The sequence below is a fragment of the Streptomyces sp. NPDC045899 genome (genome assembly GCF_056431485.1).
Genome location: NZ_JBWKKP010000024.1, coordinates 84928 through 101693 on the forward strand (window position 1 = coordinate 84928; position 16766 = coordinate 101693).

Here is a 16766-nt window from a genome sequence, read left to right on the forward strand (position 1 = left end):
GTCTGCTCCACGCTTCCGGCGGCTACGTGGTGCCACTCGCACCGGTGTCATCGGTCTGGTAGGTGATGTGCTCGGTGACCGAGACGACACCGTCCACGCTCCGGCACAGCCGCACGATGACGGGAATCAGGCTCCTGACCTCCACCGATCCGTCCAGCGTCACCTCGCCCCGGCGCACCTCGACCGCCACGGCCGAGGGAGCGAGGCGCAGGGTCCGTCGCAGCAGGTCCCTCTCGATCTCGTCCTGGATGGCGTCGTCGTGGCGGAGGAAGACCCGCAGGAGATCACCTCGGCTGACGATGCCGAGGAGCTCATCGGTCTCGTCCACCACGGGAAGCCGCTTGATACGGCGGTCCGACATCACCCGTGCCGCTTCGACGACCGACCACTCCGGGCGCGCGCACACCGCGGGCGAGGACATCAGCTCCTCCGCCCGGGCACCCCCCGCCTTCGCACGCTCCCACGCCTCCAGATGGGGGACCGGAAGTCGACCGGACGGATCGGCCTCACCTGCGGACTTGCGCAGCAGATCGGCTTCGGACACCACTCCGACCGGATGGCCGGCCCGGTCCACGACAGGCACCGCCGTGACGTCGTGCTCCGTGAGCAGCTCCACGAGTTCCTTGAACGGCAAGTCCCGGGGGGCTTTGACCACCGGACGTGTCATGAGCTCTCCGACCGTTCTGTGGTGCATCTGGCGGCTCCTCCCTCGGACCTACGGCAGCCTCGTCCATCGAGCCTGCCGGCTCGCTCATGTGGCCGGATCGGGTCTCATGGCTCCCTCCCCGGCCCGCTCCGCGAGTGGGCCGAGTGGCCCCCGCGCCGGGGCCCTGTGCCCCCAGGACATCACCCACTCGGGGTGACACATTGGAAGAGGCAGAGAGGCGGGATGTCGATGCATGCTGAAGTCGGCGACCAACTGATTGTCGAAAGCCCTACCACTGGTGCCACCAGGCGGGACGGTGAGATCGTCGGGCTCCACCATGACGACGGGACACCTCCCTATGACGTGCGGTGGTCGGATTCCGACCACGTCAGCCTGGTCTTCCCCGGCCCGGACGCACACATCCACCACATCGCGCACGCACCGGAACGGCAACCCGGGGCGGGCGACGGGTCCGGGCAGAAGCGCCGGGCGGCGCGTGAGCTCTCCGAGATGGTGATCGCGGCTCTGGTGCGGGATGCCACGGCCGCGCCGTCCATGCACAACGCCCAGCCCTGGCGTTTCCAGTACTCCCGGCGTCACCGCGTCTTCCACCTCAGGGCCGACCTCCGGGGCTCTCTGCCCCACAGCGACCCCGAACTCCGAGCCCTGCACATCGGCTGCGGCGCCGCTCTGATGAACCTGCGGGTGGCGGTCGCGCACGAAGGATGGCAGGCGGTGACACGGCTGCTGCCCCAGCCGGCCGACCCGATGGTCCTCGCCTCGGTGACGCTCACCGACCCGCTCGGGAACGACGACGATCCGGCGGACCTGTATCCCGCGGTCCACACTCGGCACACCAGTCGCCAGCCCTTCGCGGAGAAGGCGATACCCGAACCTGTGCGCCGGGCACTCGCCGACGCCGCGCGAAGGGAGCGGGTCTCACTGGACTTCCCTTCCGGCTGGCACCTCCAGTCGGTGCTGGAGCTGATCCTCGAGGCCGAGACGCGCAACCTCACGGACGCCGACTCCGCGACCGACCTCGCACGCTTCACCCGGGGCGCGGAGGACACACGTCCTGCCACCGAAGGGGTCCCGGAGTACGCCTTCGGGCCCCGCCGCCGGGGAGGCAAGGCCCCCATGCGGGACTTCGCGGGTGGCAAGAGGATCCCGGGCCGCGAGGCGGTCGACTTCGAGACCTCACCCCAGCTGGCCCTGCTCAGCACCGCGCAGGACCGGCCCGAGGACTGGCTGCGGTCCGGTATGGCTCTGGAACGTGTGCTACTCCTGGCCACCCTCGAGGGGCTGGCCACCTCGTTCGTCACCCAGGCCCTCGAATGGCACGAACTGCGATGGCCGCTGCGCGATCCGACCTCGGGCATGGCCTACGTACAGATGGTGCTACGGCTGGGGTACGGCCGCCCCGGCACACGGACTCCCCGTCGGCCCGTCGCGGAAGTGCTGGACGTCGAGCCGTAGCCCGTCGGGGGCCGCACTCAGCTCGTACGGGGCCCGTCCGGTCCGGCACCCCGGAAGTGACACTCGACGTCGACGACGCCTTCCACGGCCCGGGTCAGACGCGCGGCCACCGGGATCAGCGAGGTGTCCCGCAACTGCCCGCTCAGCGTGACGACCCCGTCCGCCACCCGGACGTGAATACCGCTGTTGTCCGGGAACAGGTAGGAGACCACCGTGCGCCGGACCTCCTCCTCGATGTCCTCTTCCGGACGGAGGAACACCTTCAGCAGATCACCCCGGCTGACGATGCCCCGCAGCATCCCCTCGGCGTCGACCACGGGAAGCCGCTTGACCCGCTTGACCGCCATGATCCGGGCCGCCTCGGCCAAGGTGGCGTCCATGTGCACGGTCACCGCCGGGGAACTCATCAGTTCCTCCGCCACCACGCCCCCGGCCTTCTCCAGGTCAGGGAGGCGCCGCAACCGCTCCAAGCGGTCCGGATCGCTGTCCCGGAACTCCTCCTTGGGCAACAGGTCCGCCTCCGAGACGACACCGATGACCCGTCCCTCGCCCTCCAGTACCGGCATCGCGCTCACACGCCACTGCCCCAGGGTCCGGACCACCTCCTTGAAGGAGGCGGCACGGCCCACGGCCACCACCGGCCGTGTCATCACATCACTCACGACGTGGAACGTCTGCGCCACAGGGCCTCCTCCTCCGTGCCGAGTCTTCCGCCCCTCCGCACTCCCAGTGTCCGGCCCCCGGATGTCCGGCCACCACTCCAGGCCACGGTCAGCAGATCCTCGGAAGCTGCTCCCCCAGCGGCAGGTCCACGATCCGGGTCCCGCCCAGTCCGGTGCGGGCCACGACCACCGCGGGGTGATCAGCCACGCATTCGCCGATCACGGCCGACCCGCCGCCCGCCGGATGCGCCCGCATCGCCTCCAGCACCGCCTCGGCGTGGCTCCGGGGAACGAAGGCCACCAGACGGCCCTCGTTGGCCACGTACATCGGATCCAGGCCGAGCAGCGCGCAGGCCGTGGCCACCGCGTCCGGGACGGGCACAGCCCCCTCGTCCAGGACGACCCCGACCTCCGAGGCCGTCGCGATCTCGTTGACGGCGGCGGCGAGCCCACCTCTGGTCGGATCGCGCAGAGCGTGAATGTCCGGTGTGACGGCGAGCATCGCCTGGACCAGTCCGGACAGCGGCGCGGTGTCACTGACCACTTCGGTTCCGAACGTCAGACCTTCGCGAACGCTGAGGATGGCGATCCCGTGCTGCCCGATCGGACCGCTCACGATCACCACGTCACCGGGCAGCGCACGCTGCGGCCGGATGTCCACCCCCTCGGGAATGAGCCCGATTCCCGCCGTGGTCACATAAACACCATCGCCGTGGCCGGAATCGACCACCTTGGTATCACCGGTGACCACGGTGACGTCGGCAGCCCGGGCGGCCGCGCCCAGCGCCCGGGCCACCCGTCCGACCGTGCTCAGCTCCGTTCCCTCTTCCAGGATGAACGCACACGACAGGTACCGGGGTACGGCTCCGCTCATGGCCAGGTCGTTGACGGTGCCGTTGACCGCGAGATCCCCGATACCACCACCGGGGAAGAACAGCGGGCGAACGACGTAGGAGTCGGTCGAGAAGGCCAGCCGGGAGCCGCCCAGTTCGACGGCGGCCGAGTCCATGAGGGCTTCCAGCGTCTCCCCGCCGTAGGCGGGGAGGAACAGGTGCCGGGTCAGCTCTGCGGACAGCGCCCCTCCCCCGCCGTGGCCCATGACCACCACCGGCTGGTCACGCAAGGGCATCGGGCAGGACCAGCCGGTGGTGTCCGATGCGATGTCAGTCAACGGAAGCCTTCTCCTCGGTGCGGGGCGTGGTCAGTCGCCGGTACAGGTAGTAGGCCGCGCACGCGCCTTCGCTGGAGACCATGGTCGCGCCCAGCGGTGTGCGCGGTGTGCACGCAGCGTCGAAGGCGGTGCACTCGACGGGCTTGATCAGCCCTTGCAGTACCTCCCCGCTGCGGCACACGGCGGGCTCGTCGGTGGTCAGGCCCGTGACGTCGAACCGGTGCTCGGCATCGAGGTCGCGGTAGGCGTCCGACAGCCGCCAGCCGCTGTCCGGGATGACACCGATCCCGCGCCAGGCACGGTCGGTGGTGCGGAAGACCTCTCCGAGCACCCGCAGGGCGGTCGGGTTGCCCTGCGGACGCACGGCCCGCGGGTAGGCGTTCTCCACGTGGTGTTCGCCCCGTTCAAGCTGGCGGACCGCCCTGCGGATGCCTTCCAGGATGTCCAGCGGTTCGAACCCGGTGATCACGATGGGCACTTCATGGGCCTCGGCGAGCCGGGGGTACTCCCCGGTGCCCATCACGCTGCACACGTGTCCTGCGGCGAGGAACGCCTGTACCCGGCAGTCCGGTGAGCGCATGATCGCCTCGATGGCAGGAGGCACCCGGACGTGCGAGACCAAGAGGCTGAAATTCCGGATGCCCAGCCCCGCTGCCTGGTGGGCCGTCATGGCGATGGCGGGCGCGGTGGTCTCGAAGCCCACGCCGAAGAACACCACCTGCCGTTCCGGGTTCTCCTGTGCGGTCCGCAGGGCGTCCAGCGGTGAGTAGACCACCCGGACGTCTCCCCCGTCGCTCTTGACCCGGAACAGGTCGCGGTCGCTGCCCGGTACACGGAGCATGTCGCCGAACGAGCAGAAGATCACATCCGGGCGGGAGGCGATCTCCAGGGCCTTGTCGATCACTTCCAGCGGAGTGACGCAGACGGGACAGCCCGGACCATGAATCAACTCGATTCTGCTGGGCAGGAGTTGGTCGATCCCATGTCTGATGATCGAGTGCGTCTGACCGCCGCAGACCTCCATCAACGCCCATGGCCGCGTGGCCGTCCGGGCGATGTCGTCCAGGAGTCTCCGGGCCAGACCCGGGTCCTGGAACTCGTCGATGTACTTCACCGCTCCTCCTCCTTCCGGGCCTCTCCCGTTTCCTTGGCCGCGCGCGTCCAGGCGTCCCCGAACTCCTCCTCCAGTGCCCCGATGCGCTCGAAGAGCCGGAGTGTGGCCAGGGCCGATTCCTCGTCGAGCCGCTGGATCGCGAAGCCGACGTGGACGATGGCGTAGTCCCCGACACCGATCTCCGGCAGGTAGGCCAGACAGACGTCCTTGACCACCCCACCGAAGTCGACGCGGGCCATCGGTGTACCGTCCCGCTCCTCGATCCCGACCACCCGGCCGGGTACCGCCAGGCACATGTGCTCCTCCTCGTCTTCTCAGTCGTCGGGGAGCCGGGCGGCGACGACCGCCTGCCCCAGTGCCAGACCGCCGTCGCCGGGCGGCACCACCGTGTGGACGCGTACGGTGAACCCGTCCTCGGTCAGCCCGGCGGTGCACATCTCGTCCAGGACGGTGTTGGCGAAGACGCCGCCGGTGAGGACGACCGTGTGGACACCGGTGTCGCGGTGGGCCTGCCGGCAGGCGGTGCGTACGGCCCCGGCGACCGCCCGGTGGAACCGGGCGGCGATCAGTGGGACTTCGGTACCCGCGCGGAGATCGGCCACGATCGCCGCCAGCAGGGCCGCGGGATCCTCGAGTGTGAAGGCGTAGCCGTCGCGCACCGGGCCGGCGCTCAGCGCCGCGGCCTCCAGTCGCACCGCTGCCTCGGCCTCGTAGCCCGCCCGGTGGCACAGACCCACCAACGAGGACACCGCGTCGAACAGCCGTCCCACGCTGGAGGTCGCCACGCAGCCGAGGCCGCGCACCAGCTGCTGTTTCAGCAGCACACGCTCACCGGGAGGACAGGCCGCCGTACACGGCAGGTCAGGGGACCAGGGGATACCCGCCGAGAACAGGTGGCTCAGTGCCATCCGGCAGGGGTTGTGGACCGCGGCGTCACCGCCGGGAAGGGGCACGTAGGCCAGATGTGCCAGCCGGCGGTAGCCGGCGTAGTCGGCCAGCAGCACCTCGCCGCCCCATACGGCACCGTCGTCGCCGTAGCCGGTGCCGTCGAACGCGATGCCGAGCACCGGCTCGTCCAGGCCGTGCTCGGCCATGGCGGAGGCGACATGGGCGTGATGGTGCTGCACCCGGGTGAGCGGCCGGCCGAAACGCCGCGCCAGCCGGGCGGACCGGTAGCCGGGGTGACGGTCGGCAGCGACATGGACCGGCTCCACCTTGGCCAGCGCTCGCAGATGGGCTTCCGCGCGTTGGAAAGCGTGCTGGGACGCGAGGCTGTCCATGTCCCCGATGTGGCCGGCCAGCCAGGCGGAGTCACCCTCCGCCAGGCAGAGGGTGTTCTTCAGGTCCCCGCCGACAGCGAGCACCGGAAGGACCGCCTTCGGGAGGCGGATCCGGGCCGGGGCGAAACCGCGCGAGCGCCGGATGGGCAGGAGCGAGCCGTCCCCACGGACCCGCACCACGGAATCGTCACACGCCACTGCGATGGGCCGGTCGTGCCAGAGCCATGCGTCGGCAAGTCGGCCAAGACGGCGCTGCGCCTCGCCATCGTCGGTCACCAGCGGTTCACCGGAGATGTTTCCACTGGTGACCACCAGCGCACCGGGGCCGGGCGGATCGCCGGGCAAGCCGAGAAGGAGCCGGTGCAACGGGGTGTAGGGCAACAGCACGCCGACGTCCGGGCTCCCCGGGCAGACGTCCGGTGCGAGGGGGGAGGGGTCCCGTCTGCGCAGGAGCACAATGGGGCGGGACCGGTCCATGAGGACGCGGCGCTCCGCCGCACCGAGGTGCCCGAGACCAGCGGCGGTGTCAGGATCGAGTGTCATGACGGCGAAGGGCTTGTCGCCACGCGCCTTACGGCGCCGCAGTCCGGCCACGGTCGTGGCGTCGGTGGCGTCACAGACGAGGTGGTATCCGCCGATGCCCTTGACCGCCAGGATCGCTCCGGCGGTCAACATCCGCCGGGCCTCGGCCAAGGCCGCCACACCGTCTCGTCGTACGGCTCCGGTGAGTCTCAGGCTCGGTCCACAGGCCCAGCAGGCGATGGGCTGGGCATGGAACCGTCGGTCGGAAGGGGTCCTGTACTCCCGTGCGCACTCCGGACACATGGGGAAGGAAGCCATGGTGGTCGTGGCGCGGTCGTACGGCATGTCGGTGGTGATGGTGAAGCGTGGACCGCAGTCGGTGCAGGTGACGAAGGGGTGCCGGTACCGGCGGTCGGCGGGATCGGCCAGCTCCGTCAGACAGGCGTCGCAGGTGGCGGTGTCCGGCGGGACGACGGTGTGGCCCTCCCCCGCGGCCGACGGCCCGATCGCGAAACCGACGGCCCCGGTCGGGACCAGTTCGGATGTGGCGACCGCGACGATGTCCGCGAGCGGGGGTGCTTCCGCCACGATCCTGTGGCAGAAGGCGATCACGGCCTCCGGTGGCCCCTCTACCTCGACGCGGGCCCCCGCCGGTCCGTTCACCACCTGCCCGGACAAGCCCAGTTCAACCGCCAGGGTATGGACGAAGGGCCGGAAGCCGACGCCCTGCACCACACCGTCGACGGCCACCAGACGCCGGATCTCCGGCCGAGGGTCGGCGGTCACGCCCGCCGCCACGCCGAGGGGCGCGGCAGGTGGCTGGTCCATGAGGGCGGCACTCCCGTCCCGATGCGGTGGTGTTCGGTGCGGAGGGGCCGGTGCCGAGCCCGCGGCGGGGCCCGTGCCCGGCCGGGCCATCGTCATGCTAGGAGCCGACGGGGCTCCCGCGGGGAGCCACGCCCGGGCCGTGCCACCCCCGCGCCCCGAACGGCCCAAGCGGGGCGCGGCCGCACTTCAGCCACGTCCTCGGGCGAGGCGGAGCCGGTCGTGGGCCTCGTCAATGGCCGCGACGACATGCTGGATCAACGCGGGGAGCGCTTCGGCTACGGATGTGGTCAGCCCGTGCCCGAGACCGAAATCGGCTCCCTCCACCGCGCGAACGGTGAGCTCCCTGGGCATGCGGTCGAGCGCCGCGGCCAGGGCGAACGTCTCGCCGAGGCCAAGGGCGTGGGTACTGGCGGATCCGGTCGCCAACCGTGCGGCCCGCTCCGCCGTCAGTGTGTGCAGTCTTCCCGGTCGTCCAGGGTGCGCGTGTACCGTCTCCACCACGACGACGGCGTCCTGGCGACGCCAGAGACCGAGCATCCTCCCGGGCTCTCCGTCGCTGTCGGTCAGCAATGTGTTCGTCGGCAGGGTGCCACGCAGTGCTTCGATGACGGCTGGACCCGCTCCGTCGTCCCGGCGGAACGGATTGCCCACGCCGATGACCACCACCCGGCCCGTCATCCGCGCTCCACGGTGAGGTCGAGGAAGTGCGCCGAGCAGGAGATGCACGGGTCGTGGTTGCGCACGGCCCGTTCACACAAGTCGGTCAGCTCTTCTTGCCCGGCCGGCTCGCCGGGCACGTCCAGCCGGGACTGCAACTGGCGGCGGAGGTCGTCCTCGATCGCGGCCTGGTTCTGCGCGGTGGGTGGGACGATACGGGCCGACGTCAGGTTTCCCTCGGCGTCCAGGGCGTAACGGTGGTAGAGCAGCCCCCGCGGCGCCTCGGTGGCCGCACAGCCGGTCGCCCGGCGCGGTGGCACCGCGATATGTGGCCGGTCAGGCGGCTCATAGGCTTCGACGATCCGCAGGGCCTCGGCCACGGCGTGAACGACCTCGACGGCCCGGACGACGATGCTGCGGAAGGGGTTGCGGCACACCGCTCCCGCGGATGGTTCGCCGAGGCCGGCGCTCCGCGCGGCGTCGAGAGCCGAAGGGTGGAGCCACCGTCCGCTGACCGCGTAACGGGCCAGGGAACCGGTCAGATAGTGGCGGCCGTCCAATTCGGACACCAGGGCGGTCGAGTGGGGGACTTGACGTTCCACCACGTGCTGGTCGAACTCCTCCACCGGGAAGGTCCGCACGGAGGTGGCGCCCGGTCCCGTCCCCGCGGCCATGACCGCAGGGGTCCCGGAGTCGATGGCGTAGCGGCCGGGGTCCTGTAGCGCCAACAGGGGGCCGTCGTACACGGTCTCGGGAAAGTCGAAGCCGGCCACCCAGCGGACGGTCTCCAGCGCGTCGTCACGGGCCCGGCGCAGCCGCTCTCCCAGCGGTACGAGTTCCTCCGGAGCCGGGACACGATAGAAGCCGCCGAGACGGACGTTGATGGGGTGGATGGCTCGGCCGCCGAGCTGTTCCATGATGGCGTTGCCCGCTTGCTTGATCCGCAGACCGCGCTCCACGGCCGCCCTCTGGTCGCGGGCGAGTTCGACGGCGCTGGGATGTCCGAGGAAGTCGGGAGCGTGCAGCAGGTGGATGTGCAGGGACTGGCTCTCGATCCACTCGCCGAAGTAGAGCAGGCGCCGCAGTTCCGCGAGCGGGCCCCCGACCGTCACGCCACACGCGCGCTCAATGGCCTGGCAGGAAGTCATCTGATAGGCGACCGGGCAGATTCCGCAGATCCGGGCGGTGATGTCGGGTGGCTCCCGGTGGCCACGGCCGATGAGGAACGCTTCGAAGAAGCGCGGTGGCTCATAGATCCGTAGCCGTGCTTCTTCGACCGTGCCGTCGTGCAGGACCAGGTGGAGGGCGGCCTCCCCCTCCACCCGGGCGAGTGCGTCCAGTCGCAGGACGCGCGAGCCGCGGTGGCTCATCCTGGCCCTTCCTCCGTCCGTGGTTCGTCGGTCTCCTCGGCAAGGATGCCGGGTACCGGACCGTATTCGGGTGAGGCCGCGTTGAAGGTGCGGAACACCCGCAGGACGTCCCGATCGGTCATGCCGTCATGCCGCAGCTGACGCACCATGGCCTCCAGATTGGGCGCGGCGACCGGCCCGAAGCAGCCATAGCATCCGCGGCCGTAGGCGGGGCAGAGGGCGCCGCACCCGGCATGGGTGACCGGGCCCAGACACGGGACGCCGTGGGCCACCGTGATGCAGGTGGTGCCGCGCCGCTTGCACTCGAAGCAGACGCTGTGACCGGGGATGTTCGGCTTCCGTCCGGCGAGGAAGGCCGTGATCACCTCCAGCAGCTGGCCCCGGTCGATCGGGCAGCCACGCAACTCGAAGTCCACCGGCACGTGTGCCGAGATGGGGGTGGAGGTGTCCAGGGTCGCGATGTACTCGGGGCTCGCGTAGACCGCGGCGCGGAACTCGTCGACGTCCGCGAAGTTGCGCAGCGCCTGGACGCCGCCCGCTGTGGCGCAGGCTCCGATGGTGACCAGCCGTCGTGAGATCCTCCGGATGTGGTGGATGCGCTGGATGTCCTCGGCGGTCGTGACGGAGCCCTCCACCAGGGACAGGTCGTAGGGTCCGGTCCCCGCGAGCGTGGCCCGTTCCCTCGCGTCCTCCGCGCCGGACATCTCCAGGAAGTGGGCGATGCGCACCCGGCCGGCGAGCGGGAGCAGTTCGTCCTCGCAGTCCAGCAGGGTCAGCTGGCAGCCGTCGCACGAGGCGAATTTCCACACGGCGAGGGAGGGGCGGGCGTCGGCGTCCATTCACAGCTCCCTCACGGCGAGCAGGGGCCGGGCACGGTCGTAGCCGACCACGGGTCCGTCCCGGCAGAGCAGCAGTGGACCGAGCTGACAGTGACCACAGTGACCGGTGCCGCACCGCATGTTCCGCTCCAGGGACACCTGGAGCCCCTGCGCCGGCACTCCCCGTTCGAGCAGCGCACGGGCGGTGTGCCGGATCATCACCTCGGGACCGCAGATCAGTGCGGAAGTTCGTTCGAGGGGTGCGTCGACCCGGTCCAGCAAGGTGGTGACCACGCCCACGCTGCCCCGCCACGCCGGGCCCGGACGGTCCACGGTCACCTCCACCCACGCCCCGGCACGCCGCCAGTGGTCCAGTTCCTCCCGGTACAGCAGGTCCTCCGGTGAGCGGGCCCCGATCAGCACACGGAGGCGACCGTAGCGCCACGGGTGACGGAGCACATGGCGCACCACGGGACGCAACGGCGCGATGCCGATACCGCCGGCGACCACCAGGACCTCCGACCCCGCCGGGCCGTCGAGGTCCCAGCCGGTACCGAAGGGCCCCCGGAGACCCACGGTGTCCCCGGCTCTGAGCCGGCACAGAGCGGCGGTGACCGCGCCGACCGCACGCACCGTGTGCACCAGCCGATGACCGGCACGGATCGCGCTCACCGAGATCGGCACCTCCCCGACTCCGAAGGCGTACAACATGGCGAACCGGCCGGGCGAGAACTCCGGCAGGGCCCGCCCGGCGGGCGTCACCTGGAGGGACACACAGTCGGCGTTCTCGGCTGCGACGGACATCACCCGGTACGGCAGGGGCACGGTGGTCACGGGGGCGCGCTCCCGTGCGGGGTGTACAGGTCGAGCAGTCGCAGCCGGGTGGCCTGGAGCCGCTCGGCGACCACCGCCACACAACGCAGCATCAGGTGGTATCCGAGCTCGGGGTCGGCACCGCACAGCTCGCGCACCTCGGCGGCGGGGAACTCCCAGACCCGCACGGCCGTCAGGGCGCGAGCGCCGAGATGCCAGCGGTAGGGCGGGAAGATCCAGGACCACCCGAGCTGCTGCCGAGGGCCGAGCGTCTCCACCACTTGAACCCGCCGACCGGGGACGTAGACGTCCAGCGCGACCTCACCGGAGCGGATCAGCCAGAAGCGGTCAGCGTTCTCGCCCTCGTCGAAGAGTCTGGTGCCGGCCCGGAAGTCCCGCTCCTCCGCGAGGGTGAACAACCGGTCCCGCTGCACGGGTGGCAGCGATTCGAGCAGCGGTGGCCACGTGCTCATCGCGCCTCGCCTTCCGCTCGCCGGGTCCAGTCGTGCAGAGCGGCTGCCTCCTCGGTGATGTCGATGGCGACGGGACACCACACGATGCATCGCCCGCAGCCGACGCACCCCGATGACCCGAACTGGTCGTGCCAAGTGCCCAGTTTGTGCGTCAGCCACTGGCGGTAACGGCTGTGTGAGGAGGCGCGGACGGGGCCGCCGGGCAAGTACGAGAAGTCCAGGTCGAAGCAGTTGTCCCAGACCCGCCAGCGTTCGGCGTGGTCACCCGTGAGATCGGTGACGTCCTCGGTGGTGGTGCAGAAGCAGGTGGGGCACACCATGGTGCAGTTGCCGCAGGTCAGACATCGGGAGGCGACGTCGTCCCAGCGGGGCGCGTCCAGCGTCTCCGCCATCAGCCGGTGCAGGTCCGTCTCCGGCATCGTGCGGCCCATCCGGTCTGCGGCGGAGGCGACGGCCCGCGTCGCGGCGTCGCCGACGGCCTCGGAAGCCGGTTCGGCCGGAAGCTCGGCGAGGATCTCGGCACCTTCCGGGCTGCCGTCGCGAATCCAGAACCGATGGCCCTCCTCGCCGGTCAGCTCGGTCAGGACCAGGTCGTATCCGGGGCCCGCCGCCGGCCCCGTACCCATCGACACGCAGAAGCAGGTTCCTCCGGGCTCGGTGCACTCGACCGCCACCAGGAACGCCCCGGATCTCCTTCTCCGGTAGACCGGATCCGCGTGCGCCCCGCCGGTGAGTACACGGTCCTGGACGGAGATGGCCCGCAGATCGCAGGAGCGGACACCGATGAAGGCGTAGCGGGGCGGCACGGTGTCGTCCGCCTCGACGACCAGTTCCCCTCCCACCCGTTCGGCCTTCCACTGACGCACCCGGGCGGGATGCAGAAACGTCTTCCACGACTGCGGGCCGGCCGCGTTGGCGAACGCCGCGCCATCCGGCCTCGGCAGCAGCCGGTACCGTCCGGCTTCGAGCTCCACGCCCCAGCCGTAGGGCAGCTGGGCGGCCGACTCCAATTCCTGGAGCACGATGGCACCGTCCCGCACCGTGGGGCCGATCACCGTGAAACCGCGTGCCCGCAGAACATCGATCAGGACGGCCAATCCGTCCGTCCCCATAACGGCTCCCCCGGTGTCGGGAGGCGTCGACGTACCGGTCACAGCTCACCTCGGGTCGTCAGCGGGCTCTGGCCCCATTCCCGCACGTTCTCACCGTCGGCGCGGATATTGCGCCTCTCGACACGGCTGTGATCAGCCCGAACGGTCCTGTACGTGCGCAGGGGCACCGCGCCACGCCGAGCTCCCGCACGCCCCTCAGCACGCGAACAACTGACACCATGCGAAGTGGAGGCAGCACGCCAGCACGCCGGGAAGGGCGGTGGTCACGGTGACGCCGCCCGTCCCTGCCGACTCATCGCCCGGTTGGGCCTGGAGCTACGAAGGTTACGACCCCGCCCAGGAACGATTGCGGGAATCCCTGTGTGTTCTGGGCAACGGCTACTTCGCCACCCGGGGCGCTCTTCCCGAGTGCGCCGCGGACGCCGTTCACAGCCCCGGAACCTACGCCGCCGGCTGTTACAACCGGCTGGAATCCGAGGTGGCGGGCCAGCGGGTGGAGAACGAGGACCTGGTCAACCTGCCCAACTGGCTGTCCTTGCGCTTCCGGTTCGGGGCGTGCGACCCGGCCTCGCCGTGGCTCACCCCCGACACGCACCCGCCGCTCGAGCACCGTCTGAAGCTCGACCTGCGCGCGGGCCTCCTGGAACGCACCACGCGGTTCGTCGACGATGGGGGGCGCCACCTGAGCGTGCGACAGCTGCGTCTGGTCCACATGGGTGACCCGCATCTCGCCGCGCTGCGCACGGAGCTCACGGCGGAGGACTGGTCCGGGCAGCTCGAGGTGGAGTCCGCGCTGGACGGCACCGTCGCCAACACGGGGGTCGCCAGGTACCAGCAGCTGGCCCATCAGCACCTCACCCATGTGCACACGGGCGAGGCACCCGGGGACGACACCGTCTGGCTGCGCTGCCGCACGAGCACCTCCGACATCCGTGTCGGCATGGCCGCCCGAACGACTCTGGACAGTGGCGGGGACACGGTCACCGCCCATCGGCCCGGGCGCGTCCTCTCCCTGCTGCGGCCGCGTCTGGAACGCGGACGGACCGTGACCGTCGACAAATGTGTTGCCCTGCACACCTCCCGTGACCCTGCGATCAGTGACCCCCTGCACGCCGCCATCGACCGCGTGGGCCGCGCACCGGTTTTCGCGGAGCTGGTCCGCTCCCACCGCGCGGCCTGGGAGCAGCTGTGGCGGGCGTGTGACCTGGAGGTGCCCGGCGAATCGGGACGGATCCTGCGGCTGCACCTGTTCCATCTCGTGCAGACGCTCTCCCCGCATACGGCCGACCTGGACGTCGGGGTACCGGCCCGCGGGCTGCACGGTGAGGCGTACCGGGGCCATGTGTTCTGGGACGAGCTGTTCGTACTGCCCTTCCTGAACCTCCACTTCCCCGAGGTCTCCCGGGCCCTGCTGAACTACCGCCACCGCAGGCTGGAGCAAGCGCGCTTCGCGGCACTGGACGCCGGACGGGCGGGCGCCATGTATCCGTGGCAGAGCGGCAGCGACGGCCGTGAGGAGGCACAGCGGCTGCACCTCAACCCACGGTCCGAGCGCTGGCTCCCGGACCACTCCCGCCTCCAGCATCACGTCGGATCGGCGATCGCCTACAACGTGTGGCAGTACGGCGAGGCGACCGGCGACGCAGAGTTCATGCACACCAAGGGCGCCGAGATACTGCTGCAGATCGCCCGGTTCTGGGCCGACGCGGCCACCTGGGACGAGGCGCACCAGCGCTATCGCATCCTCGGCGTGGTGGGGCCGGACGAATACCACGACGCCTATCCCGGGGCCGCCCGTCCCGGAATCGACGACAACGCCTACACCAACGTCACCGCCGCGTGGGTGCTCGCCCGCGCCCTGGACCTGCTGTGCTCCCTCCCCGAGCCGCGTCGCCGGGACCTGTTCGAGCGCACCGAGCTGGCCACGGAGGAACTCGGTGTCTGGGAGGACATCTCCCGGAGACTTCTGGTGCCCTGGCACCGCGGACTCATCAGCCAGTTCGCGGGATACGGTGAACTCGCCGAGCTCGACTGGGACCACTACCGCGGCGCGTACGGCGACATCAGGCGGCTGGACCGCATCCTGGAGGCGGAAGGGGACACGGTCAACCGCTACCAGGCGTCCAAGCAGGCCGACGTGCTGATGCTGGGCTACCTCTTCTCGCCCCAGGAACTCCACCGGCTGTTCCGGCGGCTCGGCTACGCGCTGGACGACACCACCTGGCAGCGCACCGTCGACTACTACCTGGGCCGCACCAGTCACGGATCCACCCTCAGCAGCCTCGTCCACGCCTGGGTACTGCCCCGTGTCCGGCGGTCGGAGGCCTGGCGATACTGCCACGAGGCGCTGGCCGGCGACATCGCCGATCTCCAGGGCGGCACCACGGGCGAAGGAATCCACCTCGGCGCGATGGCCGGCACCCTCGATCTCGTCCAGCGGGGCCTGACGGGCCTGGAACCCCGCGGTGGAGCCCTTCGGCTGGACCCCGCGCCCCTGCCCGGGCTCTCCCGTTACGAGCTGTCGATCCGCTTCCGCGGCCACTGGGGAGTACGAGTGCGCCTCACGACGGACGATGTGCGGATCACCGTGCCCGCCTCCGACCGTGAGCCGATCGACGTGGCGATGGGCGACCACACCATCTCGGTGGCCCCGGGTGAGACCTGCCGACTGCCGCTCGGAGGGGGGCGTCCGCTCAGTCGGCGCGGCTGGGCTCCCTGACTCCTCCCAGCCCTCTCCCGTCGCAGGACGTATCACTCTGGTGCAGGGGCCACCGGGCCGACGGACCGATTCGCGGACGGCCTCGGGTACGAGCAGCATGGAATTGACTCCAATGCCGTGTATCTGCGGAGGTGAAGTGCCATGACGCTGCCCGCACACCACCGGCGCGGCCGGTTGTCCGAGCGGCCGTTCCCCGGGCTGGGCTGGGACCGGCCCGTCGCCGCTGAGTTCGATGACCTCTTCGACAGGATGAATCAGTTCCTGGAGGCCGCGGGGGGTGTCACGCCCACCGTCGGTACCTGGGCCCCCATGGCCGACCTGCGCGAGACGGACGACGCCTACGTCGTCGAGGCCGAGCTCCCCGGAGTCAAACGCGAGAACATCGACCTCGAGGTCACTCACCGGCAACTGAGCATCACCGGAGAGTACAAGGAACGCGAGCGGGAAGGCGCGCTGCGCCGCAGCACCCGGCGTACCGGCAGCTTCGAGTACCACGCGATGCTGCCGGCGGACGTCAGAGCCGAGGACATCACCGCGACGCTCACCGAAGGGGTACTGACCGTGACCGTTCCCAAGGCGCAGAAGGCCAAGCCCCGCCATATCGAGATCACGTGAACCGGGGCGGCCCGGCCCACGGATCACCACCTCGCTCCGCTCCCCCGGACCGGCGTGGATACGGTGCGCCCAGAGCGACGCGGTCAGGTGAGACCGGTGATGATGACGCCGACCCGGAGCCGACCGGTGACGGGGGTACGCCCTCGCGGAGCGTCCGGAGCCGGCGAGGATGTCGCTGATGCGGAGGTCGACGCTCTCGGCGTCCGGGCCCAGCTCGATGTCCATCACCGGGAGCACGTGCCGGCACGAGCGCGGCGCACCGGTGAAGGTCGTCCGCCGCCCGCGCGACGGCATCGAGACGGACCGCGTCCATGATCCGCGCGGAGAGGGTTCCGGCGGCCGGATCCGGCACGCGGTCCCGATCCTGGCCCTGCGCACCACGTCGCCCAGCGACCGGAGACCGGCGACGACTGCCGAGCGGTGCGGGCACGTCCTGGGGTGCGGATCGGGCGGATCGGCGTCCCAGGCGTCCCACGCTCGGGACAACGGG

General features: G+C 70.6%; 15 protein-coding genes. 3 read left to right on the top strand and 12 right to left on the bottom strand.

Translation table 11 applies throughout. The features are described 5' to 3' along the window. Positions 1-22: 22 nt before the first annotated feature. A complete protein-coding gene (locus AC07FT_RS28855) occupies positions 23-694 on the bottom strand; it encodes a CBS domain-containing protein (RefSeq protein WP_479178853.1) in 672 nt (223 codons plus the stop codon). A 201-nt stretch (positions 695-895) separates the two neighbouring features. Here AC07FT_RS28855 and AC07FT_RS28860 point away from each other — a divergent pair, with 201 nt between their 5' ends. Continuing rightward, positions 896-2122: an Acg family FMN-binding oxidoreductase gene (locus AC07FT_RS28860; protein ID WP_479178855.1), complete on the top strand. Its 1227-nt coding sequence runs from the start codon at positions 896-898 to the stop codon at positions 2120-2122. A 17-nt stretch (positions 2123-2139) separates the two neighbouring features. On the opposite strand, the gene AC07FT_RS28865 is transcribed toward AC07FT_RS28860, so the two are convergent. From AC07FT_RS28865 to AC07FT_RS28915, 11 genes are all read right to left on the bottom strand, one after another. Further along, positions 2140-2805 carry a CBS domain-containing protein gene (locus AC07FT_RS28865; RefSeq protein ID WP_479178857.1) on the bottom strand — a complete coding sequence of 222 codons (666 nt, stop codon included), beginning with the start codon at positions 2803-2805 and terminating at the stop codon, positions 2140-2142. An 88-nt stretch (positions 2806-2893) separates the two neighbouring features. After that, positions 2894-3913, bottom strand: coding sequence for a hydrogenase expression/formation protein HypE (gene hypE / locus AC07FT_RS28870; protein WP_479178908.1), 1020 nt, complete (start codon positions 3911-3913; stop codon positions 2894-2896). A gap of 34 nt (positions 3914-3947) precedes the next feature. Continuing rightward, entirely contained in the window at positions 3948-5069 is a 1122-nt protein-coding gene (gene hypD / locus AC07FT_RS28875; protein ID WP_479178859.1) for a hydrogenase formation protein HypD, read from the bottom strand. Then, complete coding sequence (locus tag AC07FT_RS28880) at positions 5066-5365, bottom strand: HypC/HybG/HupF family hydrogenase formation chaperone (RefSeq protein WP_479178860.1); 300 nt, start codon at positions 5363-5365, stop codon at positions 5066-5068. The genes hypD and AC07FT_RS28880 overlap by 4 nt, the downstream gene beginning before the upstream one ends. A gap of 18 nt (positions 5366-5383) precedes the next feature. Then, a complete protein-coding gene (hypF, locus tag AC07FT_RS28885; RefSeq protein ID WP_479178862.1) occupies positions 5384-7699 on the bottom strand; it encodes a carbamoyltransferase HypF in 2316 nt (771 codons plus the stop codon). Positions 7700-7885: 186 nt separating this feature from the next. Continuing rightward, positions 7886-8377 carry a hydrogenase maturation protease gene (locus AC07FT_RS28890; RefSeq protein ID WP_479178864.1) on the bottom strand — a complete coding sequence of 164 codons (492 nt, stop codon included), beginning with the start codon at positions 8375-8377 and terminating at the stop codon, positions 7886-7888. Then, positions 8374-9726, bottom strand: coding sequence for a Ni/Fe hydrogenase subunit alpha (locus tag AC07FT_RS28895; RefSeq protein ID WP_479178866.1), 1353 nt, complete (start codon positions 9724-9726; stop codon positions 8374-8376). The genes AC07FT_RS28890 and AC07FT_RS28895 overlap by 4 nt, the downstream gene beginning before the upstream one ends. Next, on the bottom strand, positions 9723-10565 hold the full coding sequence (locus tag AC07FT_RS28900) for an NADH-quinone oxidoreductase subunit B family protein (RefSeq protein WP_479178868.1): 843 nt from the start codon (positions 10563-10565) through the stop codon (positions 9723-9725). The genes AC07FT_RS28895 and AC07FT_RS28900 overlap by 4 nt, the downstream gene beginning before the upstream one ends. Beyond that, the gene (locus AC07FT_RS28905; protein ID WP_479178870.1) at positions 10566-11378 is read right to left on the bottom strand and encodes an FAD/NAD(P)-binding protein; all 813 of its coding nucleotides are present in this window, start codon (positions 11376-11378) and stop codon (positions 10566-10568) included. Continuing rightward, positions 11375-11830 (bottom strand): cyclic nucleotide-binding domain-containing protein, encoded by a 456-nt coding sequence (locus AC07FT_RS28910; protein ID WP_471203936.1) that lies wholly within the window; start codon positions 11828-11830, stop codon positions 11375-11377. Before AC07FT_RS28910 ends, AC07FT_RS28905 begins: the two co-directional genes overlap by 4 nt. Continuing rightward, positions 11827-12942 carry a 4Fe-4S dicluster domain-containing protein gene (locus AC07FT_RS28915; protein ID WP_479178872.1) on the bottom strand — a complete coding sequence of 372 codons (1116 nt, stop codon included), beginning with the start codon at positions 12940-12942 and terminating at the stop codon, positions 11827-11829. The genes AC07FT_RS28910 and AC07FT_RS28915 overlap by 4 nt, the downstream gene beginning before the upstream one ends. 268 nt (positions 12943-13210) lie before the next feature. On the opposite strand from AC07FT_RS28915, the gene AC07FT_RS28920 reads away from it, so the two are divergent. Further along, positions 13211-15661, top strand: coding sequence for a glycoside hydrolase family 65 protein (locus AC07FT_RS28920; protein WP_479178874.1), 2451 nt, complete (start codon positions 13211-13213; stop codon positions 15659-15661). A gap of 141 nt (positions 15662-15802) precedes the next feature. Beyond that, complete coding sequence (locus tag AC07FT_RS28925; RefSeq protein WP_479178876.1) at positions 15803-16276, top strand: Hsp20/alpha crystallin family protein; 474 nt, start codon at positions 15803-15805, stop codon at positions 16274-16276. Positions 16277-16766: the final 490 nt, after the last annotated feature.

Coding starts and splice junctions, on each gene's coding strand:
- AC07FT_RS28895 (WP_479178866.1), bottom strand. CDS start 9,726: ATGAGCCACCGCGGCTCGCGCGTCCTGCGACTGGACGCACTCGCCCGG.
- AC07FT_RS28860 (WP_479178855.1), top strand. CDS start 896: ATGCATGCTGAAGTCGGCGACCAACTGATTGTCGAAAGCCCTACCACT.
- AC07FT_RS28880 (WP_479178860.1), bottom strand. CDS start 5,365: ATGTGCCTGGCGGTACCCGGCCGGGTGGTCGGGATCGAGGAGCGGGAC.
- AC07FT_RS28900 (WP_479178868.1), bottom strand. CDS start 10,565: ATGGACGCCGACGCCCGCCCCTCCCTCGCCGTGTGGAAATTCGCCTCG.
- AC07FT_RS28890 (WP_479178864.1), bottom strand. CDS start 8,377: ATGACGGGCCGGGTGGTGGTCATCGGCGTGGGCAATCCGTTCCGCCGG.
- hypF (WP_479178862.1), bottom strand. CDS start 7,699: ATGGACCAGCCACCTGCCGCGCCCCTCGGCGTGGCGGCGGGCGTGACC.
- AC07FT_RS28915 (WP_479178872.1), bottom strand. CDS start 12,942: ATGGGGACGGACGGATTGGCCGTCCTGATCGATGTTCTGCGGGCACGC.
- AC07FT_RS28855 (WP_479178853.1), bottom strand. CDS start 694: ATGCACCACAGAACGGTCGGAGAGCTCATGACACGTCCGGTGGTCAAA.
- hypE (WP_479178908.1), bottom strand. CDS start 3,913: ATGCCCTTGCGTGACCAGCCGGTGGTGGTCATGGGCCACGGCGGGGGA.
- AC07FT_RS28925 (WP_479178876.1), top strand. CDS start 15,803: ATGACGCTGCCCGCACACCACCGGCGCGGCCGGTTGTCCGAGCGGCCG.
- AC07FT_RS28910 (WP_471203936.1), bottom strand. CDS start 11,830: ATGAGCACGTGGCCACCGCTGCTCGAATCGCTGCCACCCGTGCAGCGG.